This window comes from Kluyvera sichuanensis (assembly GCF_040930405.1).
Lineage (GTDB): Bacteria > Pseudomonadota > Gammaproteobacteria > Enterobacterales > Enterobacteriaceae > Kluyvera > Kluyvera sichuanensis.
The window spans coordinates 2,796,485-2,816,239 of record NZ_CP162271.1 but is presented as its reverse complement, the minus strand read 5'-3'; the positions used below and the strand labels follow the sequence as shown (position 1 = coordinate 2,816,239).

The window sequence follows — 19,755 nt, the reverse complement described above, 5'->3', positions numbered from 1 at the left end:
AGTTCTACACCTTCGCTAAATACAATGCCGGCATTCCCTCAGCGTCCGAGGTATACAGCACCCACTCACCGTCCGGCGAAAACGACGGATGCGGATGCGTAACCTGACGGTCGCCGTCCAGTACCTTCCAACTGCTGTTATGCTGGCAAATCGCCGTCTTCTCCCCGGTTTTCAAATTGAATACCCAGATAAACGGATCGTTCAGGCTGATGTCGCCGGTGTTATGCGGCGCACCGTCACCAACCACCAGGGAACCGTCGTGGTTACTCATCAGGTGCGAGCAGGGCGGGATCGCCATCAGCTGGTGATTTTCCAGCGTCTGCGGGTCGGCGCTGTAGAGATAACGGTGCGGGCTGTTCTCCTGGTGCGCCACGTAGTAAAGCGCGGAGCCGTCCGGCACCCAGAATTCGTGGGTAAAACTTTCCCCTTTTTGATGCTGACGTACGCAGCGAACGTTGCTGCCGTCTTCATTGACCAGCCACATGCGCGCGTCGATGGCGTCACGCGGGCCTTCGTGACAAAACGCCACGGTCTTATCGTCAAACGGGCGGTAGATAGGGTGCCCGAGCCAGCGTTTTTCCTGCAGGATGGTCCGCTGTTCTCCGGTTTTCAGGTCGATGTTAATCAGACGGCATTCCGGGTTGGTAAAGTAGTAGGCGCGGAACTTCGACCAGTCGGTTAACGACTGCCAGTCGCTTTTTTTAATTTCGATGCCGACGAGTTTCGTGCAGTCTGAGTTCGCGACCCACGTGCCGTAGGCAACCCACTCATCGTCCACTTCGTAGATCACGTACTCTTCCAGCGTCGAGAGATCCAGGCGTCTCAGTTGGCGCGTGTCTTTCACATACCATAAAGATTGATCGTCGCCAGACAGGAAGCCGCCGAAGGTGTTATCCCCCGCGCCGTCGGTAAGCTGGGTCGCCTGCTGAGCGGCAATATCCAGTAAATAGTAGTTCCAGTGCCCCTCGAATGCGCCGCCAAAAATCAGCTTGCCGCCGTCGCGGGTAAAGCATTTTTGGTAGAAGTAGTTTCGGTGGCAAATAATGTGCGGTGGCGTCATCCGGATCACCTCGTGACCGGTTTCGCTGTCTTTCTGCGTACGGAAATTCAGCGGGATGATTTTGCCTTTCATGTGCTTTCTCCTTGAATAAAAAAATACCCCGCAACCGGAAGTTGCAGGGTATTGATAGCTAAATCGCGATTAGCGCATGGCGCGTTTCAGAATACGCTCGCCCTGGCGCTGGAAGTCCGCTGCTGCTTCTTCTACGGATTTCTGGCCGTAGTCGATGTACTGCAGCGTGGTGCCGAACTGGGCAACGATCTGCGGATCGTCAAAGTAAGGAGAGACGCTCAGCTTCGCTGGCAGAGACTGCGCCAGACGCAGGCCCGCAACGGAAGGATCGCTCTCTTTCAGGATGCCGTCTTCGGTCAGGTATTTCACCGCGACTTTGCTCAGCGGCACGCCACGTTCCAGACCTAAGGTATCGACACCTTCTTTGCTGTTCAGCAGGAAGTTGATGACTTTCGCAGCGGCTTCCGGGTTCTTGGTGGATTTGCCGATGGAGAGCATCTGTGCTGGTTTGAAGAACAGACCCGCGTCGGTAGCGCCCGGCAGCATTGGATAGCTACCCAGCTCCAGCTTCGCTGGTGGCTTCAGGTTATCGGAGTACTTGTTAATGGTGGAGTTCCACATGTAAGTACCGCCCCATTCGCCCTGGATCCACGGCTTCATTTCATACATGTTGCTCTTACCAAAGGACGCGTAGTACTTGGTATCAGGCATCACGTGGCTGTCGACCAGCTTTTTGTACATCTGGAAGAACTCAACCCACTGCTCTTTGGAGTAAGAGAACTTCTTGGTGTCCGTGTTGATAGCCGGAATGTTGTACTTCTGCGTCATATAGGAGTTCAGCAGCGCCAGGGTATCCTGGTGCTCCAGAACCACCGGGAAGTACTGTTTGCCCAGCTTGCTTTCGAAGGTTTTACCCGCCGCCAGCAGATCGTCCCAGGTTTTCGGGTAGGCTACGCCTGCCTGTTTCCAGGTCTCATCGTTGAAGTAGAACACGCGAGCGGTAACGGAGATTGGGATCCCGTTCAGCTTGCCGTTCACGGTGGTGGACTGCAGCTCTTTGGCATCGAACTGGCTTAAGTCGATCACGTCCTTCATTTTGTTCAGATCGTAGAAGCCGTCGCCGTTTTTCGAGAAGATCGGCAGCCAGTTCCAGTTAGTCTGCATCACGTCCGGTTCAGTGCCGCCAGCAATCTGAGTGGTCAGACGGGATAAGTGGCCGTCCCAACCGGTGTACTCAGCCTTCACGTTAATGTCCGGGTTCTGCTTGTGGAACTCTTCCAGCGCCTTCAGAGTCACCTGGTGACGGCCGTTGCCGCCCCACCAGGACATACGAAGGTCAACATCCTTTGCCATCGAAGGAAGGGCGGTCAGACCCAGAGTGGCGGAGATTGCTGCGCTTAAAAGCACTTTTTTCATTTTAATACTCCAGATTATAGGGAGAGGTTCTGTTCAGTTTTAGCATCAAAGATATGGCATTTATTCATATCAAACTTGAAGTACACCTTACGATGAAGCCCCTTATCAATCATTGGTTTAGCTTCATCTGAAGGGATTCGTGCCGTCAGCTCGTAGTTCGCCACTTTCAGGTAAACGAAGAACTCATGGCCCATGTTTTCCACGCGAACCATTTCACCGCTGCAGCCGCCTTCAGCAAACGGCTCGTCGGACAGCGAGACGAATTCAGGACGGATACCGTAGAACACTTCTTCATTGTCATGACCGGCCAGTTTCTGGTTCAGCCCTTCGCTGAGCGCCATGAACTCATCGCCAATCGCCAGGTTCAGAGTGCCTTCTTTATTCACCAGCTTGCAGGAGCGGATGTTCATTTCCGGTGCACCGATAAAGCCGGCGACGAACATGTTTTTCGGCTTGTGGTACAGGTTGTCCGGAGTGTCTACCTGCATGATGTGGCCCAGCTTCATCACGCAGATGCGGTCGCCCATGGTCATCGCTTCGGTCTGATCGTGGGTCACGTAGACGGTGGTCGCAGGCTTGCCGGATTTCTTCAGCTGCTTGTGCAGGTCGGAAATACGGATACGCATCGACGCACGCAGCTTGGCATCCAGGTTAGACAGCGGTTCATCGAACAGGAACACGTCTGGCTTTTTCACAATCGCACGGCCTACGGCCACACGCTGCGCCTGACCGCCGGAGAGCTGGCGCGGCAGACGGTCCAGCAGCTCTTCCAGTTCGAGGATTTTCGCCGCTTCGTTAACCTGTGCGTCAATCTGCGCTTTCGGCAGCTTGCTCAGCTTCAGGCCGAACGCCAGGTTTTCACGCACGGTCATGTGCGGATAAAGCGCATAGTTCTGGAACACCATCGCAATCCCACGCTCTTTTGGCGCGAGGTTGTTAACAATTTTCTCGCCGATGCGGACTTCGCCGCCGCTGATGGTTTCAAGTCCTGCCAGCATACGCAGGGTGGTGGATTTGGCGCAGCCGGATGGACCGACGATCACCATGAACTCACCTTCAGCGATTTTCAGGTCGATACCATGTACCGCTTTGAAGCCGTTGGAGTACACTTTTTCCAGTTTGTTGAAAATAACTTCAGCCATGATATATCCCTCTTAACCTTTAATTCCGCTGCTGGTAACGCCCTGTACGAAGTAGCGCTGCGCCAGGAAGAACACAATGATAGATGGCAGAATGGAGATGCTCGCCATTGCCAGAATTTCGTTCCACGGCGCGCCTTCGGTCACGTCGATGGACATTTTAAGTGCCAGTGCAATCGGATACTTATCAACGCTATAGACGTAGATCAGCGGGCCGATAAAGTCGTTCATGGACCACATGAACTGGAACAGTGCGACGGAGATAATCGCTGGCTTCAGAATCGGTACTACCACGTACCACAGCACCTGGATGGAGTTACAGCCGTCAATCTGCGCCGCTTCTTCCATGTCACGCGGTACGCCGCGCAGGAACTGAATCAGCATGAAGACGAAGAACCCTTGCGTGGCGAAGGCCAGCGGCAGGTACAGCGGCATGTAGCTGTTCAGCATGCCCATTTCGCGGAACATCAGGTACTGAGGAATCAGCAGTACGGTGCTCGGCAGCAGCATGGTGGTGATGAGCGTAGCGAACCAGAATTTCTTCCATGGAATCTCGAAGCGGGCAAAGCCGTACGCCACGATGGTGGAGGAGATAATGGTCAGAATGACCTTAGGAATCACATACTTGAACGTGTTCAGCATGTAATGACCGAAGGTGTACTCGGTACCGGTTTTCCAGCCGTTAATAAAGCCATCCCAGGTGGCGTGTGCTGGCCACAGGCTCAGCGTGGTGAAGATCTCGTGGTTCGGTTTGAACGACGCCGAGAACATCCAGGCCAGCGGGTAGAGCATTAACAGACCGACGATCAGCAGGATGACGTAACGGATCCAGGCGTTGATCTTCTCGCGACGAAGGGTGCGGGCAACCTCACGCTCTGCGATGGTTCTTGCGTCGGAGATTTGTTGGATATCAGCCATTTTTGCCTCCCTTATCGGCGGAGTAGAACACCCAGTATTTTGAAGACTTAAAGGCAATGCCTGCGAAGATAGCCACTACCAGGAACAGGACCCATGCCAGCGCGGCGCCATAGCCCATATCGAAGTACTTGAACGCCGTGTCGTAGATGTACAGCGAGAACAGATACGTCGAGTAGGTTGGGCCACCGCCGGTAATCACGTACGGGCCGGTAAACTCCTGGAATGCCTGGGTGGTCTGCATGATAAAGTTGAAGAAGATAACCGGCGTAATCAGCGGCACGGTCACTTTCATGAACATCTGCCATTTGGATGCGCCATCGATCATCGCGGCTTCATACTGGGACTGCGGTACGTTTTGCAGTGCGGCCAGGAAGATAACCATCGCGGAACCGAACTGCCATACGCGCAGCAGGGTAACGGACATCAGCGCCAGTGACGGTTCGCCCAGCCAGTTAACCGGATCGAAGCCCAGCACGCCGATAAAGCTGTTCAGCAGGCCGTCGATGGCGAAGAGTGCGCGCCACAGTACGGCGATAGCCACGGAGCTACCGAGGATAGACGGAATATAGTAAGCCGTACGGAAGAAGCCGATACCGCGTAATTTAAAGTTCAGAACAAACGCAATCCCTAAAGCAAAAGCGAGCTTTAATGGGATAGTTAAAAATACGTAGGCGAACGTGACGCCCATGGATTTCCAGAAGAGGGCATCTTCTGTAAACATGTAGCGATAGTTCTCAATGCCGTTAAATACCGGCGGACTCATCAAGTCATACTCAGTAAAACTGAGGAAGAAAGATGAAACGAACGGGAAGGCCGTGAAGATTATCAACCCAATGATATAGGGTGAAATCCAGGCCAATCCCAACATTCTGTTTTCATTCATACATACCTACCTGGCGAACAAGTGTGTCAAACGGATTGGGTGTCTGTTACATCCCCCGCGCCTGTTGGCGCCTGGGTGTTTAAAGTGTTAGCTTGTTATCGGTCATTCAGCCTTTCCCTGTAAGTAAATGTAATTCAAAATCTTTTTTCGCTATCCATTGTCTGGTTCGTTGGTGTTTTAAAATCTTGCTCTTTGTGAGGGCTTTTTATAAAACACCGTTTTAAATTTATTTTATTGCGATTTGTTTCTGCGTCATTCGATTAATCGTGAAAGTGTGATCGAAGTCGAAACGATGTTTCATTAAAGTGATGGCGATGGCGTTTTTGCAGGTATTACAGCACTTTCAGGGAGATCTGGTATGGAAGTTGACGGCCTAAAAAAAACGATATAGTTGATCGTTCAAATGATTAACCCACTAATTTTTAGCGATGCAGGAAATAGCGTGCCGCAGCAATAAATATGAAGTTGAGCAAGGTAATGAATACCGTTTGTCGGTATGCGGATAATGATTAGACGTGATAGGTTTCATCGGAAATAACGAATATTTAACGCGTAAACAAGCAGGGCCAGGACGAATATAGTAATAAAAAAAAGCCGGGGATCGTGAAACGACACCCGGCTGTTTTTATACGATATCAGGCTTTAAGGAAATCCTGGCGCATCGGCGTAAAGGTATCCAGCAGCGTACCCGCTTTCAGGCACACGCAGCCGTGCATGATGTTCGGCTGCTTATACAGCGTGTCGCCTGCGGCAACGACGTGCTTTTCATCACCGATGGTGAATTCGAATTCGCCGGACAGCACGTAGGTTAACTGCTCGTGCGGGTGGTTGTGCATCGGGCCGATGGCGCCTTGCTCGAAGTTCACCTCAACGGCCATCATTTTGCCATCGTGCGCGAGAATGCGGCGGGTTACGCCATTGCCCAGATCTTCAAGGGTGGTTTCTTTATGAAAAATAAACATCAGGCGGTCCTGTTGGTATGTTGAAACGTTGTTTCATTAAATTTATCTCAGAAACGATCAAAAAGAAATCTATCGCCGCAGATGTGGAAAGTTGATCACAACTTTGGTTCACTAGCAGTACGACACCAAACAAGGTAAACGGCATGAAAACGATCGGTCTTCTGGGCGGCATGAGCTGGGAATCCACTATTCCTTACTATCGCCTGATTAATGAAGGGGTAAAGCAACGACTGGGCGGCCTGCATTCGGCGCAGATCCTGCTGCACAGCGTGGATTTCCACGAGATTGAGCTTTGTCAGTCTCAGGGTGACTGGCAGAAAGCGGGCGATATTCTGGCCCAGGCGGCGGTAGGTCTTCAGCAGGCGGGAGCCGAAGGTATCGTGCTGTGTACCAACACCATGCATAAAGTTGCCGAGGATATCGAAACCGCCTGTGACGCGCCGTTCCTGCACATCGCCGATGCGACCGGCCGCGCTATCAGCCAGCAGAAGATGACCAACGTGGCGCTGCTCGGCACCCGCTATACCATGGAGCAGGATTTCTATCGCGGGCGCTTACAGCAGGAATTTGGCATTAACACGCTGATTCCTGAGCAGGATGAACGTCAGAAGATTAACCAGATTATTTTCGATGAGCTGTGCCTGGGCGAGTTCAGCGACACCTCGCGCGACTATTACCTCAGCGTGATTGAAACCCTGGCGCGTCAGGGGGCGGAAGGGGTGATTTTCGGCTGTACGGAGATTGGCCTGCTGGTGCCGACAGCGCTGAGCCCGCTGCCGGTGTTTGATACCGCGGCGATTCATGCAGCGGATGCGGTTGAATTTATGCTCTCTTAACGCTCGCTCAGCACCGCCTCCAGCGGCGTCGTTATCTGCGACAGGCTCTGTTGCAGGTGGGCCATAAAGGCCTCGACCAGCGCGGAGCGGGGGCGGTGTATCGGGCGAACCAGGCTGACGGTAAACGGCACATCGATGCTAAAGCGTCGAATGACGACGCCGCTGTTGGCGTAGTCGAGTGCGGTCAGCGGGTTGACCACCGAAATGCCGACGCCCGCTCTGACCATCGCACAAATAGAAGCGGCGCTGTGCGTCTCCACCACCATCCTTCTCTTCACCTGCTGTTCATTAAACAGCGTGTCCAGCAGCTGGCGATAGCTGTCGGTGCGCGACAGGCTGATGTAGTTCTCGCCCTGAAAATCGGCGGGCGTCAGCACCGCTTTTTCCGCCAGCGGGTGATCCTGCGGCAGCACGCACACTTCATTTAGCGTCAGCAGCGGCATACGCTCGGTGCCTGCTGGCGTATGCAGCGTCTCGGTAATGCCCAAATCATGGCGCTGCGCCGACAGCCACTCTTCCAGCAGCGGCGACTCCTGCGGCACGATCTGAATATTCACCTGCGGGTAGCGGGTCAGAAACGGCTGTAGCAGCGGCGGCAAAAAGGATTGGGAAAAGACCGGCAGGCAGACAATCGAGAGCTCGCCCTGGCGGAACTCGCGCAGGCTTTCCGCAGCGCTGACGATCCTATCCAACCCGTACCAGGAGCGCTGTACCTCTTCAAACAGCCGCAGCCCCTGAACGGTAGGATGCAGACGACCGCGGCTGCGCTCAAACAGCTTGAGCCCCAGCACCTGCTCGAAGCGCGCCAGTTCGCGGCTGACCGTGGGCTGTGAGGTGTGCAGCAGGCGGGCGGCTTCCGTCAGGTTACCTGCCGTCATGATGGCGTGAAAAATTTCGATATGGCGCAGGTTAACGGCTGGCATGGGCGACCCTCAGGCTACGTATTCCATATCATTTTTGCATAGACTCGCGATAAAACGATATTTTTTATTCGGTTCGCGCTGTGGCGTAATCATAAAAAAGATGATTACCGGAGTCCGCCCATGCCACGCCCGCTCAATAATACTGAAACCGACCTCACCGCTGACAACCTGCTGCGCCTGCCTGCTGAATTTGGCTGCCCGGTGTGGGTGTATGATGCGCAGATTATCCGCGCGCAGATTGCCAAACTGCATCAGTTTGACGTGGTACGTTTTGCCCAGAAGGCGTGCTCGAATATCCATATTCTGCGCCTGATGCGCGAGCAGGGCGTAAAAGTGGACTCTGTTTCTTTAGGTGAAATCGAACGTGCGCTGGTTGCCGGTTACGAAGCGGGTAAGGACGATATCGTCTTTACCGCCGATACCCTTGATGAGGCCACGCTGGCCCGCGTGCGCGAACTGCACATTCCGGTCAACGCCGGCTCTATCGATATGCTGGAGCAGCTTGGTCAGGTTTCCCCAGGGCACCGCGTGTGGCTGCGCGTCAACCCAGGCTTTGGTCACGGCCACAGCCAGAAAACGAATACCGGCGGTGAAAACAGCAAGCACGGGATCTGGTATAGCGATCTTCCGGCGGCGCTTGAGGTGATCCAGCATCATCAGCTGAAGCTGGTGGGCATTCACATGCACATTGGTTCCGGCGTGGACTACGGCCATCTGGAGCAGGTGTGCGGCGCGATGGTGCGCCAGGTGATTGAGTTTGGTCAGGATCTTGAGGCGATCTCCGCGGGCGGTGGCTTATCTATCCCATACCGTGAAGGGGAAGAGGCGATCGACACCGATCACTACTTTGGTCTCTGGAACGCCGCGCGTGAGCAGATTGCGAAACACCTGGGCCATCCGGTGAAGCTAGAGCTGGAGCCGGGCCGTTTCCTGGTGGCGGAATCCGGCGTGCTGGTGGCGCAGGTGCGTAGCGTGAAGGAGATGGGCAGTCGTCACTTTGTGCTGATCGACGCGGGCTTTAACGATCTGATGCGCCCGGCGATGTACGGCAGCTATCACCATATTTCCGCGCTGGCGGGCGATGGCCGCGCGCTGGATGCTGTGCCGCAAATTGAGACCGTCGTGGCCGGGCCGCTGTGTGAATCAGGTGACGTCTTTACCCAGCAGGAAGGTGGTAAAGTCGAAACTCGCCTGCTGCCTGCGGTGGTGCCGGGAGATTACCTGGTGCTGCACGATACCGGCGCGTATGGCGCGTCGATGTCATCGAACTATAATAGCCGCCCGCTGTTGCCGGAGGTGCTGTTTGATAACGGCGTGGCGCGGTTGATTCGTCGTCGTCAGACGATTGAAGAGCTGCTGGCGCTGGAGCTTATCTGATAGCAAGAATTCCCGGGGTCGCTGCGCTCGCCCGGAAAAGTAGCCCGGGCGAGTGAAACGACCCCGGGACTGGCACTATTTGTAATACGGCCCCGTCGTCACTGAGTCACGCAATACCAGCGTACCGGTAAACGGCGGGATCGTTTCGATCTCTTCCCCGCTTGCCAGCTTAATCGCCTGATCGATAGCGGTAACGATCATATTATCGATCGGCAAGTAAACGGTAGAGAGCCCCGGCTCCAGCCATTTGGCGCTAGGCGCATCATCGAAACCGAACAGTGAAATATCCTGCGGGATCTTAAGCCCCGCCTGATGCAGCGCTTTTGACGCACCGAGCGCCATATCGTCGTTACAGGCGAACAGCGCGCTGAACTTCACCTTCTCCTCCAGCAGCGCATTGCACATGTCATAGCCGCAGTTCATGGTGGAATCACCGTGCTTCACCTTTGCCGGGTCCCACTTGATACCGTTTTGCTCCAGCGCCCGGCGATAGCCCTGTAAACGCGCTTTACCGGTTGGCGTGTGGATAGGAACGGTAATACAGGCGATATCGCGGTGACCCTGGGTAATCAGGTATTCGACGGCCTGAAACGCGGCATCCTGCTGTTCGAAGAAGACGCAGCGTTCGCGCGCCTGGCTGACGTCACGGTTGATGACGACCAGCGGCATCGGCGTGCTGTTGACCAGCGACATGATCGCCTTTTCGCTCATATGACGGGTATACAGCACGATGGCGTCGCACTGACGGTCGGCGAGCATCTGCACCGCCTGTTCTTCGCGCTCCGGGGTATCGTGACCGTCGGTGACAATCAGCTGCTTGCCCCAGGCTTCCGTCTGGCGTGACGCCTGCTGAAGCAGTCGACCAAAGTAGAAGCCGTCGAAGGTGGAAACCACAAGGCCAATGCTGTTGCTGGTGCGGTTAGCCAGCGATCGCGCCAGGAAGTTGGGGCGATAGCCTAACTCTTCCATTGCTTTGAAAACCTGCTGACGCGTGCTCTCTTTCACCTGGCCCGTACCATTCAGCACGCGAGAAACCGTTGCTTTTGAGACCCCAGCACGTATTGAGACATCCAGCATTGTTGCCATTATTATTTCCTGAGACTTCATTTTGTTCCGCAGTTTATCACAGACATTCAGCGGCATAAGCTCTATGAAAGCGGCAAATAACCACCGGGATCACGCTTTTTAGCGCTGCCGGGTAGAATATCCACCTTGCATAAGCGAATAATCCATAATCGACGATGCCTGATGGCCGACAACGAGACAGTGATATGAATATTCAACCGCTCTACGCTGCCCCGCAGCATGCCCTACAGGTTACCGACTGGCTCTGGGAGGCATTTGGTGATGGGCTATCTCGCGACTTTTTTGCCAGCATTATTGCGCATAGCCAGACGCCCGCCGCGCTGCCGATAACGTTTATCGCGACCGAAGGGGAGACGCTGCTCGGCACGGTCGGGCTGTGGCGATGCGACCTGATAAGCCGCCAGGATCTCTGGCCGTGGATGGCGGCGCTGTACGTAGAGGAATCGGCGCGTGGCTGTGGGCTAGCGGGGAAACTTCAGCAGTATGTCATCGACTACGCCCGTCAGCAGGGCTTTGACCAGCTTTTCCTCTATTCCGCCTGCCGGGATTTTTACGAACGCTTTGGCTGGCGGTACATCGGTGATGCGCTGGACTATCCGGACACCACCGTGCATTTATACCGCTACGACTTTACCTCTTCACCCGGTGCAATCACCGAATGACGGCGCACCAGCGTTGGGCTGAATAGATGGGTAATATCCGGCAACGGGCGGTTATCCGCCAGCGCCAGCGCTAGCTCCGCCGCCTGGGTTGCCATGGTGACAATCGGGTAGCGGATGGTGGTCAGACGCGGACGCACGTAGCGGGAAACCAGCACATCATCGAAACCAATCAGTGAAATTTCCTGCGGCACATCGATACCGTTATCGTTGAGCACGCCCATCGCGCCTGCAGCCATTGAATCGTTGTAGCAGGCGACGGCGGTAAACTGCTTACCGCGGCCTAACAGTTCGGTCATCGCCTGTTCGCCGCCGCTCTCGTCCGGCTCGGCGAAGGTGACCAGCCGCTCATTGCACGGCAGGCCGCTCTCTTTCAGAGCATCGTAGTAGCCCTGCAGACGATCTTCTGCATCCGAAATCGTATGGTTCGAGCAAATATAGCCGATACGAGTATGGCCCTGCTGAATCAGATGGCGGGTGGCAAGCCAGGCACCGTAGCGGTCGTCCAGCGCCACGCAGCGCTTCTCAAAGCCGGGCAGAATGCGGTTTATTAACACCATGCCGGGGATCTGCTTCATTAGCCCGGCCAGTTCGGCGTCGGGAATCAGCTTGGCATGCACGACCAACGCCGCACAGCGGTGGCGAATAAGCTGCTCAATCGCCTGACGCTCTTTGGTTTCATTGTGGTAACCGTTACCGATCAGCAAAAAATTGCCGGTGTTGTAGGCCACCTGCTCCACGGCTTTTACCATCGCGCCGAAGAACGGGTCGGAGACATCGCCGACCACCAGGCCGACGGTTTCGGTCGACTGCTGCGCCAGCGCGCGGGCGTTGGCGTTAGGGTGATAGCTGAGTGACTCCATCGCGGAAAAAACGGCCTGACGTGAGGCATCGCTGGCTTTTGGGGAGTTATTGATGACGCGGGATACGGTGGCGACGGAGACGCCTGCAAGCCGGGCCACATCTTTAATTGTCGCCATAATATGCCTTAATCAAAATTCGGGGGGTAAACGCTTACACCATAACAGTGTTACGGAAATTCCCCCGCTATTCAAGGAGAGTGGCACGGCGAATTGCACAATGATGATGCAAACGTGACATTCTGTGGAAAAGTTACACCGGCCCTGCAACGAAACGCGAGAATTCAAACGTTTGCTTACACTTTGCGAAACGCTGTTGCGAATGTCTGCTGGAGAACGCGTTAGGCGACTTGCTAATCTGATTATCCCAGAGGTATTGATAGGTGAAGTCGCCCCACAAGGTTGACCACTTGATTACACCAACCTGCGCAGATGCGCAGGTTTTTTTTTGCCTTGAGCCCGCCTGTTACAGTTCCCGACAATCGCAATACCTCGTTTCATTTCCGCTTACTCTCTTGCGCTTTTCCGCTGGTTGCAGAGTGGGGAGGGCGCGACAATAGCGGTCCCAGAGGTATTGATTGGTGAATGTTTTATTGTGCGCTTTGCGTACTCATCACTTACACCGACCTGCGCAGATGCGCAGGTTTTTTTTTATCTCGATCCTGCCACGGACTGCTTTTCCTCAGTTTTCTCGTGTAACCTTCATGAACAAAACTATGGCAAAAGGAGTTTGTATGCTTCTGCGTTTTTTCCGACAGCTTTTTAAGGTGCTCTTCCGGGTCAGGATGACGGGAAACACCGACGCGCTGAACCAGCCAAAGGTGCTGATTACGCCAAACCACGTCTCATTCCTCGACGGCATATTATTGGCGCTGTTTCTCCCCGTTCGTCCGGTTTTTGCCGTCTATACCTCAATTTCGCAAAAATGGTTTATGCGGTGGCTGACGCCCATTATCGATTTCGTCCTATTAGATCCCACCAAACCGATGTCCATCAAGCACCTGGTGCGCCTGATTGAACAGGGCCGCCCGGTAGTGATATTCCCGGAAGGGCGTATTTCAGTATCCGGCTCGCTGATGAAGATTTACGACGGTGCGGCCTTTGTGGCGGCCAAGTCCGGGGCGACGATTATTCCGGTGCGCATTGAAGGCGCGGAGTTGACCCACTTCAGCCGCCTGAAAGGGCTGGTAAAGCAGCGTCTGTTCCCGCGTATCTCGCTGCATCTGCTGCCGCCAACCACGCTGCCGATGCCGGAAGCGCCGCGCGCGCGCGATCGCCGCAAAATTGCCGGTGAAATGCTGCACCAGATTATGATGGAAGCGCGCATGGCGGTACGTCCGCGCGAAACCCTGTATGAATCTTTACTGACGGCCATGCACCGCTACGGCGAGAAAAAACCGTGCGTGGAAGACATTAACTTCCAGCCGGATAGCTACCGCAAGCTGCTGACCAAAACGCTGTTTGTGGCGTGTATTCTGGAAAAATACAGTAAGCAGGGTGAGAAAATTGGCCTGATGCTGCCGAACGCGGGCATCAGCGCGGCGGTGATTTTTGGTGCCATTGCCCGTGGGCGTATCCCGGCAATGATGAACTACACCGCTGGCGTAAAAGGGCTGACCAGCGCCATTACCGCCGCACAGATCGGCACCATCTTTACCTCTCGAACCTTCCTGGATAAAGGCAAACTCTGGCACCTGACCGAGCAGCTCACCCAGGTGCGCTGGGTGTTCCTTGAAGATTTAAAAGGTGATGTCACGACTACCGATAAGCTGTGGATCTTCTCCCGCGTGCTGATGCCACGCCTCGCACAGGTGCCGCAGAAGCCGGAAGACCCGGCGATTATCCTCTTTACCTCCGGTTCGGAAGGCCATCCGAAAGGGGTGGTACACAGCCATAAAAGTATCCTGGCGAACGTCGAGCAGATTAAAACCATCGCTGACTTCACCGCTAACGACCGATTTATGTCGGCGCTGCCGCTGTTCCACTCTTTTGGCCTGACGGTGGGGCTCTTCACACCGCTGTTGACCGGCGCAGAAGTGTTCCTCTACCCAAGCCCGCTGCACTATCGCGTGGTGCCGGAGTTGGTCTATGACCGCAACTGCACCGTGCTGTTTGGGACCTCCACCTTCTTAGCCAACTACGCGCGCTTCGCCAACCCGTACGATTTCTATCGTCTACGCTATGTCGTGGCGGGGGCGGAAAAGCTGCAGCAGAGTACCAAAGCACTGTGGCAGGACAAATTTGGCCTGCGCATTCTCGAAGGTTACGGTGTGACCGAATGCGCGCCGGTGGTCTCCATCAACGTACCGATGGCGGCGAAGCCGGGTACGGTGGGGCGTATTCTGCCGGGCATGGATGCACGTTTGCTGGAGGTGCCGGGCATTGAACAGGGCGGCCGCCTGCAGCTGAAGGGGCCGAACATCATGGCGGGCTATCTGCGCGTTGAGAATCCGGGCGTGCTGGAAGTGCCGACGGCGGAAAACCAACACGGTGAGCTGGAAACCGGCTGGTATGACACCGGTGATATCGTGGCCTTTGATGCGCAGGGCTTTGTACAAATTCAGGGGCGAGCGAAGCGTTTTGCCAAAATTGCCGGCGAAATGGTATCGCTGGAGATAGTCGAGCAGCTGGCGCTTGGGGTATCGCCTGAGAAGATGCATGCCACCTCAGTGAAAACCGACGCCAGCAAAGGCGAGGCGCTGGTGCTGTTTACCACCGATAATGAACTCACCCGCGACAAACTGCTGCAGTATGCGCGGGCCCACGGCGTACCGGAGCTGGCGGTGCCGCGAGATATTCGCTGGCTGAAACAGCTGCCGCTGCTTGGCAGCGGTAAACCGGATTTCGTCACCCTTAAGAGCATGGTCGCAGAGACGGAACATCCGAATGAGTGAGTCAGTACACACTAACAATTCCCTGCTGTCGAAAGGCATGATGGCGGTGATTGTGGCCCAGTTCTTTTCGGCGTTTGGCGATAACGCGCTGCTGTTTGCCGTGCTGGCGTTGATGAAGCAGCAGTTCTACCCGGAGTGGAGCCAGCCGGTTCTGCAGATGGTGTTTGTGGGCGCTTACATCATTTTTGCCCCGTTTGTCGGCCAGGTGGCGGACAGCTTCGGCAAAGGCCGAGTGATGATGTTCGCCAACGGCCTGAAGCTGGTCGGTGCGGCGACGATTTGCGCGGGCCTGAACCCGTTTATCGGCTATACGCTGGTGGGCATTGGCGCGGCATCTTACTCTCCGGCGAAGTACGGCATTCTCGGTGAAATTACTACCGGCGATAAGCTGGTGAAAGCCAATGGTTTAATGGAAGCCTCGACCATTGCCGCCATTCTGATTGGCTCCGTCGCCGGTGGTGTAGTGGCCGACTGGAGCGTGGTAGGGGCGCTGGTGCTTTGCGCGGTGGTGTACGGCGTCGCGGTGGCGGCCAACCTCTTTATTCCGAAACTACCTGCAGCGCGTCCGGGCCAATCCTGGCGTTTTCGTCCCATGACCCACAGCTTTTTTAATGCCTGCAACGTGCTGTGGCACAACGGCGAAACGCGCTTTTCTCTGCTCGGCACCAGCATGTTCTGGGGGGCTGGGGTGACGCTGCGTTTCCTGTTGGTACTGTGGGTACCGGTGGCATTGGGGATTACCGATAACGCGACGCCAACCTATCTGAACGCGATGGTCGCCGTCGGGATTGTGGTTGGCGCGGGGGCGGCGGCAAAACTGGTGACGCTTGAGACCGTGGCACGCTGTATGCCTGCCGGGGTGTTGATTGGCGTGGTTGTCGCTATTTTCGCGTTCCAGCATGCGCTGCTGCCAGCTTACGTGCTGCTGTTTATCATCGGTATCTGTGGCGGTTTCTTCGTGGTGCCGCTCAATGCGCTGCTGCAGGATCGCGGTAAAAAGACCGTGGGTTCCGGCAATGCGATCGCGGTACAAAATCTCGGTGAAAACAGCGCCATGCTGATTATGCTGGGGCTCTATTCATTGGCGGTGGCGGTTAATATTCCGGTGGTCGGCGTGGGGATTGGTTTTGGCGTGTTGTTTGCGCTGGCGATTCTCGCGCTGTGGCTGTGGGGTAAGCGCCGTTGATGTAAACCCGGCGGCGCTTTCGCTTGGCCGGGCTACCACTATCAATGTAGCCCGGGCGAGCGCAAGCGCCCTGGGACTGCTCGAACTTAAGGTGCCGGGTAGGTATAAACCTGATGCACCGCTTCAATCTCCGCCAACACTTCCGCACTTAGCTCCAGATGCAGACTTTCAACGTTGGTTTTCAACTGCTCCATCGTTGTCGCGCCTAACAGCGTGCTGGCCACGAATGGCTGACGGCGAACGAACGCCAGCGCCATTTGTGCCGGGTCGAGGTTATGACGTTTGGCGATATCGACGTACGCCGCCACGGCTTTCTGCGTCTGCTCGCCGCTGTAGCGCGTGAACCGGCTGAACAGCGTATTACGTGCGCCCGCAGGCTTCGCGCCGTTCAGGTATTTACCGGTGAGCGTTCCGAAGGCCAGACAGGAGTAAGCCAGTAGCTCAACGCCTTCAAACTGGCTCACTTCTGCCAGCGCCACTTCGTAGCTGCGGTTCACCAGGCTGTACGGGTTCTGGATGGTCACGATGCGCGGCAGGTCGTGTTTATCCGCCAGATGCAGGTAGCGCATCACGCCAAACGCCGTTTCGTTCGACACGCCAATATAGCGAATCTTGCCGGCGCGCTGATATTCGGTGAGCGCTTCCAGCGTCTCCAGCAGCGACACGACCGGTGCAGAATCGGCCCAGGTATAACCCAGTTTGCCAAAGCAGTTAGTCGGGCGCTGCGGCCAGTGCACCTGGTAGAGATCGAGATAATCGGTCTGCAGGCGCGTCAGCGAGTTGTGCAGCGCATCGCGAATGTTTTTGCGGTCCAGCGCCTGATTTGGGCGAATGCCGCTGTCGTTGTTGCGCGAAGGGCCGCTCACCTTCGAGGCGATCACCAGTTTCTCGCGGCTGCCATGCTTCGCCAGCCAGTTACCGACATAGGTCTCGGTCAGCCCTTGGGTTTCCGGGCGCGGAGGAACGGGGTACATCTCGGCAACATCGATAAGATTGATGCCCTGACTAACGGCATAATCGAGCTGTGCGTGGGCGTCGGCTTCGCTATTTTGTTCACCAAACGTCATAGTGCCCAGCCCGAGGGTGCTTATCTCAAGCGAGCTGTGGGGGATACGGTGGTACTGCATAAGCCGGCTTCCTTTTATCAACAGCGTCAGGAGAGAGTCCCGACAAAGGAATATAAAAATGGCAGAGGGGGAGAAAAAGGGAAAGCAGAAAATGAAAAAAGGCCAGCAGGCGGCTGACCTCTCTGATTATCGTTTGATAATTTGCGACACGTCGTCGCGGTTGATCTGCATTTTATTACCTTGCTGATCTTCATAGCTGATAAGCCCGGTGTCGTCATCGACTTCCGGCTTACCGTCGGTCAGGATCATCCGACCGTCTTTTGTCGCCATCACGTAATCGCTGCTACAGCCGGAAACTGCAAAGGCTAAACCTACTGCGGAAATCAACACTGCCCATTTTGTCATCGTTATCCCCTTCATCGCCGCACTCTTAATAGTCTAGTAATAACCGACCTAAGGCACAGCATAAAGCAGGAAAATCTTAAAAAAACCGGATGCAGCCCTCAATTGAGGGCTGTTGATGAACGATTAAAGGGGATTTTTCTTGCTTCGCAGCAGATTGAGGCTCTCGACCGCCATAGAGAAGAACATCGCAAAGTAAATGTAGCCTTTTGGCACATGCACATCGAAGCTCTCGAGGATCAGCGTAAAGCCAACCAGAATCAGGAACGACAGCGCCAGCATCTTCACCGATGGATGGCGTTCGACGAACTCGCCAATTGAACGTGCGGCAAACATCATCACACACACGGCAATCACCACGGCAGCCATCATAATGAACAGATGGTCAGAGAGGCCCACGGCGGTAATAACCGAGTCGAGGCTGAAGATGATATCCAGCATCATAATCTGCACGATGGCGCCCAAAAACGAATGGACGTTCGTTTTCATGCTCTCTTCATCGCCTTCGATAGTCTCGTGGATCTCCATACTGGCTTTCCAGATAAGGAACAGCCCGCCAACCAGTAAAATCAGATCGCGAATCGAAATGTCCTGGCCGAACAGCGTAAACAGCGGCTGGGTCAACTTCACCACCCAGGCAATGGAGGCCAGCAGCGCCAGACGCATTACCATCGCCCCCATCAACCCCAGACGACGGGCATGAGCACGTTGAGCAGTAGGAAGCTTAGCCACAACCAGAGAGAGGAAAATAATATTGTCGATGCCCAGGACGATTTCCAGAATCGTCAGCGTGCCGAGCGCAAGCCAGGCATTGGGATCGGTGATCCATGCAAATAACATTAGATAAGTCCTGCCAAATAGAACAAAAGCGTTAATCGATGTACGTTGATGTGCTTCCCCGCAACCGCCGCTGGCACCGGCTCATCCTTTGAAACGAATGCTATCGCTCAGAGAAGGAGCAAAGGCGTACCTGCGAGCACGTTGCGTGCAGCAGGGAGGAGTATAAGCCCGCAGCGCGGCAGGACAAAAAAATTAATCAGTACGTAACATAAAATGGCGGGCCAGCAGGGCGGCGGTGAAGTTCTTTTTGAGATAAAAACCGCGCGGCAGCGTCATGATGGGCTCCCCCTGCGCGCCGATAGCTTCGGTCAGCGCTTTACTGTTGGCCGCCTTCGGCCTGAGCTGGAGCACCTCGCCGTGGCGGGCGGTAATTCGCTCCACCTGGCCGAGTACGATCAGATCCATCAGCTCTTCCCAGTCCATCTGCAGCTGATGCTCTTCTTCGGCGCTTGGCGTCCATAGCAGCGGTGCGCCTACCCGACGTTCGGCCAGCGGAATAGCGCGATCGCCTTCGACTGGGATCCACAGCACGCGTTTGAGCTTGTGGCGCACGTGGCTGTTCTCCCAGGTGACGCCTGAATTGCCGGTCAGCGGCGCGACGCAGACGAAGGTGGTCTCCAGCGGGCGGCCCTGCGCATCGATAGGAATGGTTTTCAGCTCCACCCCCAACGCAGCAAAATCCTGCTCGGGCTTGCTGCCGGCGCTGGCTCCTAGCCAGATCTCCAGCAGTACGCCAATCCAGCCTTTATCACGCTTTAAATCCTTCGGCGCCACGATACCGGCCATCGCCGCCAGCTCTCCCAACGAATAGCCCGCCAGACGCTGCGCCTGAGCAAGCAGCTCAGCCTGGGTTTTAGGCGATTCGGGAAGCGGTGCGAGGGTGGACATAACAATGCGCCTTTTGGTGAAAAAATGAACGACAGTTTTACCGGGTGTGGATAGAGTTTAACTTTTTCTGAGTAAATAAACCAAGGTGATGATTATCATCGTTTTTTTACGCAGAAATTACATAAAAAAATCCGCTGAAAAAAGGTTTTCCAAATCTGGTCACTGACAATGAACAGGATCTTACACCATGTTATCCACAGAAAAGTGGGATAACTGGGGAAAAGCCTGACTACTGTTTCAATTTACAGCCTTGACGTGCGACGAAAATCGAATTTTCGCACAAAAGATGCCTAAGATGTTTGCACAATCTGTGGATAAAACCAACGTTGTTCGATCTTTCATCAATT

The 19,755-nt window shown here is 55.0% G+C and carries 18 protein-coding genes and 1 pseudogene; 5 read left to right on the top strand and 14 right to left on the bottom strand.

Annotated features, from left to right (window positions below; translation table 11 throughout):
- Window positions 1–4: 4 nt before the first annotated feature.
- The 6 genes from AB2B48_RS13640 to AB2B48_RS13615 form a co-directional block, all read right to left on the bottom strand.
- Window positions 5–1,132 (bottom strand): oligogalacturonate lyase family protein, encoded by a 1,128-nt coding sequence (locus AB2B48_RS13640; RefSeq protein WP_368299404.1) that lies wholly within the window; start codon window positions 1,130–1,132, stop codon window positions 5–7.
- Between the two features lie 69 nt (window positions 1,133–1,201).
- Window positions 1,202–2,488, bottom strand: coding sequence for an ABC transporter substrate-binding protein (locus AB2B48_RS13635; RefSeq protein ID WP_185670022.1), 1,287 nt, complete (start codon window positions 2,486–2,488; stop codon window positions 1,202–1,204).
- Between the two features lie 14 nt (window positions 2,489–2,502).
- A complete protein-coding gene (locus AB2B48_RS13630) occupies window positions 2,503–3,630 on the bottom strand; it encodes an ABC transporter ATP-binding protein (protein WP_185670023.1) in 1,128 nt (375 codons plus the stop codon).
- A 12-nt stretch (window positions 3,631–3,642) separates the two neighbouring features.
- Window positions 3,643–4,545, bottom strand: coding sequence for a carbohydrate ABC transporter permease (locus AB2B48_RS13625; RefSeq protein ID WP_185670024.1), 903 nt, complete (start codon window positions 4,543–4,545; stop codon window positions 3,643–3,645).
- Window positions 4,538–5,428, bottom strand: a complete 891-nt coding sequence (locus AB2B48_RS13620; protein WP_333496595.1) for a carbohydrate ABC transporter permease — start codon at window positions 5,426–5,428, stop codon at window positions 4,538–4,540. Before AB2B48_RS13620 ends, AB2B48_RS13625 begins: the two co-directional genes overlap by 8 nt.
- 635 nt (window positions 5,429–6,063) lie before the next feature.
- The gene (locus AB2B48_RS13615) at window positions 6,064–6,390 is read right to left on the bottom strand and encodes a cupin domain-containing protein (RefSeq protein ID WP_106925892.1); all 327 of its coding nucleotides are present in this window, start codon (window positions 6,388–6,390) and stop codon (window positions 6,064–6,066) included.
- 143 nt (window positions 6,391–6,533) lie between these two features.
- Between AB2B48_RS13615 and AB2B48_RS13610 the strand changes: the two genes are divergently transcribed.
- Window positions 6,534–7,226, top strand: a complete 693-nt coding sequence (locus tag AB2B48_RS13610; protein ID WP_368299403.1) for an aspartate/glutamate racemase — start codon at window positions 6,534–6,536, stop codon at window positions 7,224–7,226.
- Here the strand turns inward: AB2B48_RS13610 and AB2B48_RS13605 are convergent.
- Window positions 7,223–8,149: a LysR family transcriptional regulator gene (locus tag AB2B48_RS13605; RefSeq protein WP_220439475.1), complete on the bottom strand. Its 927-nt coding sequence runs from the start codon at window positions 8,147–8,149 to the stop codon at window positions 7,223–7,225. The genes AB2B48_RS13610 and AB2B48_RS13605 overlap by 4 nt on opposite strands.
- Window positions 8,150–8,269: 120 nt before the next feature.
- Between AB2B48_RS13605 and lysA the strand changes: the two genes are divergently transcribed.
- Window positions 8,270–9,526 carry a diaminopimelate decarboxylase gene (lysA, locus tag AB2B48_RS13600; protein WP_368299402.1) on the top strand — a complete coding sequence of 419 codons (1,257 nt, stop codon included), beginning with the start codon at window positions 8,270–8,272 and terminating at the stop codon, window positions 9,524–9,526.
- Between the two features lie 75 nt (window positions 9,527–9,601).
- Here lysA and AB2B48_RS13595 read toward each other — a convergent pair whose 3' ends face one another.
- Window positions 9,602–10,603, bottom strand: coding sequence for a LacI family DNA-binding transcriptional regulator (locus tag AB2B48_RS13595; protein WP_185668074.1), 1,002 nt, complete (start codon window positions 10,601–10,603; stop codon window positions 9,602–9,604).
- Between the two features lie 194 nt (window positions 10,604–10,797).
- Here AB2B48_RS13595 and AB2B48_RS13590 point away from each other — a divergent pair, with 194 nt between their 5' ends.
- Window positions 10,798–11,274, top strand: coding sequence for a GNAT family N-acetyltransferase (locus tag AB2B48_RS13590; RefSeq protein ID WP_368299401.1), 477 nt, complete (start codon window positions 10,798–10,800; stop codon window positions 11,272–11,274).
- On the opposite strand, the gene galR is transcribed toward AB2B48_RS13590, so the two are convergent.
- Window positions 11,235–12,251: an HTH-type transcriptional regulator GalR gene (galR, locus tag AB2B48_RS13585; RefSeq protein ID WP_333496602.1), complete on the bottom strand. Its 1,017-nt coding sequence runs from the start codon at window positions 12,249–12,251 to the stop codon at window positions 11,235–11,237. The genes AB2B48_RS13590 and galR overlap by 40 nt on opposite strands.
- 614 nt (window positions 12,252–12,865) lie before the next feature.
- Here galR and aas point away from each other — a divergent pair.
- Both aas and lplT read left to right on the top strand, forming a co-directional pair.
- On the top strand, window positions 12,866–15,025 hold the full coding sequence (aas, locus tag AB2B48_RS13580; protein ID WP_368299400.1) for a bifunctional acyl-ACP--phospholipid O-acyltransferase/long-chain-fatty-acid--ACP ligase: 2,160 nt from the start codon (window positions 12,866–12,868) through the stop codon (window positions 15,023–15,025).
- Complete coding sequence (gene lplT / locus AB2B48_RS13575; protein ID WP_185667945.1) at window positions 15,018–16,211, top strand: lysophospholipid transporter LplT; 1,194 nt, start codon at window positions 15,018–15,020, stop codon at window positions 16,209–16,211. The genes aas and lplT overlap by 8 nt, the downstream gene beginning before the upstream one ends.
- 86 nt (window positions 16,212–16,297) lie before the next feature.
- Here lplT and AB2B48_RS13570 read toward each other — a convergent pair whose 3' ends face one another.
- The 5 genes and pseudogenes from AB2B48_RS13570 to AB2B48_RS13550 all read right to left on the bottom strand — a co-directional run.
- Window positions 16,298–17,338: an NADP(H)-dependent aldo-keto reductase gene (locus tag AB2B48_RS13570; RefSeq protein ID WP_368299399.1), complete on the bottom strand. Its 1,041-nt coding sequence runs from the start codon at window positions 17,336–17,338 to the stop codon at window positions 16,298–16,300.
- Between the two features lie 126 nt (window positions 17,339–17,464).
- Entirely contained in the window at window positions 17,465–17,683 is a 219-nt protein-coding gene (locus AB2B48_RS13565; RefSeq protein WP_035893968.1) for a YgdI/YgdR family lipoprotein, read from the bottom strand.
- 123 nt (window positions 17,684–17,806) lie between these two features.
- Window positions 17,807–18,520 (bottom strand): TerC family protein, encoded by a 714-nt coding sequence (locus AB2B48_RS13560; RefSeq protein WP_185667947.1) that lies wholly within the window; start codon window positions 18,518–18,520, stop codon window positions 17,807–17,809.
- A 192-nt stretch (window positions 18,521–18,712) separates the two neighbouring features.
- A complete protein-coding gene (mutH, locus tag AB2B48_RS13555) occupies window positions 18,713–19,408 on the bottom strand; it encodes a DNA mismatch repair endonuclease MutH (RefSeq protein ID WP_185667948.1) in 696 nt (231 codons plus the stop codon).
- 143 nt (window positions 19,409–19,551) lie between these two features.
- Window positions 19,552–19,650, bottom strand: a pseudogene (locus AB2B48_RS13550) (hypothetical protein); the annotation flags it as partial.
- Between the last annotated feature and the right edge of the window lie 105 nt (window positions 19,651–19,755).

Coding starts and splice junctions, on each gene's coding strand:
- AB2B48_RS13640 (WP_368299404.1), bottom strand. CDS start 1,132: ATGAAAGGCAAAATCATCCCGCTGAATTTCCGTACGCAGAAAGACAGC.
- AB2B48_RS13635 (WP_185670022.1), bottom strand. CDS start 2,488: ATGAAAAAAGTGCTTTTAAGCGCAGCAATCTCCGCCACTCTGGGTCTG.
- AB2B48_RS13630 (WP_185670023.1), bottom strand. CDS start 3,630: ATGGCTGAAGTTATTTTCAACAAACTGGAAAAAGTGTACTCCAACGGC.
- AB2B48_RS13625 (WP_185670024.1), bottom strand. CDS start 4,545: ATGGCTGATATCCAACAAATCTCCGACGCAAGAACCATCGCAGAGCGT.
- AB2B48_RS13620 (WP_333496595.1), bottom strand. CDS start 5,428: ATGAATGAAAACAGAATGTTGGGATTGGCCTGGATTTCACCCTATATC.
- AB2B48_RS13615 (WP_106925892.1), bottom strand. CDS start 6,390: ATGTTTATTTTTCATAAAGAAACCACCCTTGAAGATCTGGGCAATGGC.
- AB2B48_RS13610 (WP_368299403.1), top strand. CDS start 6,534: ATGAAAACGATCGGTCTTCTGGGCGGCATGAGCTGGGAATCCACTATT.
- AB2B48_RS13605 (WP_220439475.1), bottom strand. CDS start 8,149: ATGCCAGCCGTTAACCTGCGCCATATCGAAATTTTTCACGCCATCATG.
- lysA (WP_368299402.1), top strand. CDS start 8,270: ATGCCACGCCCGCTCAATAATACTGAAACCGACCTCACCGCTGACAAC.
- AB2B48_RS13595 (WP_185668074.1), bottom strand. CDS start 10,603: ATGCTGGATGTCTCAATACGTGCTGGGGTCTCAAAAGCAACGGTTTCT.
- AB2B48_RS13590 (WP_368299401.1), top strand. CDS start 10,798: ATGAATATTCAACCGCTCTACGCTGCCCCGCAGCATGCCCTACAGGTT.
- galR (WP_333496602.1), bottom strand. CDS start 12,251: ATGGCGACAATTAAAGATGTGGCCCGGCTTGCAGGCGTCTCCGTCGCC.
- aas (WP_368299400.1), top strand. CDS start 12,866: ATGCTTCTGCGTTTTTTCCGACAGCTTTTTAAGGTGCTCTTCCGGGTC.
- lplT (WP_185667945.1), top strand. CDS start 15,018: ATGAGTGAGTCAGTACACACTAACAATTCCCTGCTGTCGAAAGGCATG.
- AB2B48_RS13570 (WP_368299399.1), bottom strand. CDS start 17,338: ATGCAGTACCACCGTATCCCCCACAGCTCGCTTGAGATAAGCACCCTC.
- AB2B48_RS13565 (WP_035893968.1), bottom strand. CDS start 17,683: ATGACAAAATGGGCAGTGTTGATTTCCGCAGTAGGTTTAGCCTTTGCA.
- AB2B48_RS13560 (WP_185667947.1), bottom strand. CDS start 18,520: ATGTTATTTGCATGGATCACCGATCCCAATGCCTGGCTTGCGCTCGGC.
- mutH (WP_185667948.1), bottom strand. CDS start 19,408: ATGTCCACCCTCGCACCGCTTCCCGAATCGCCTAAAACCCAGGCTGAG.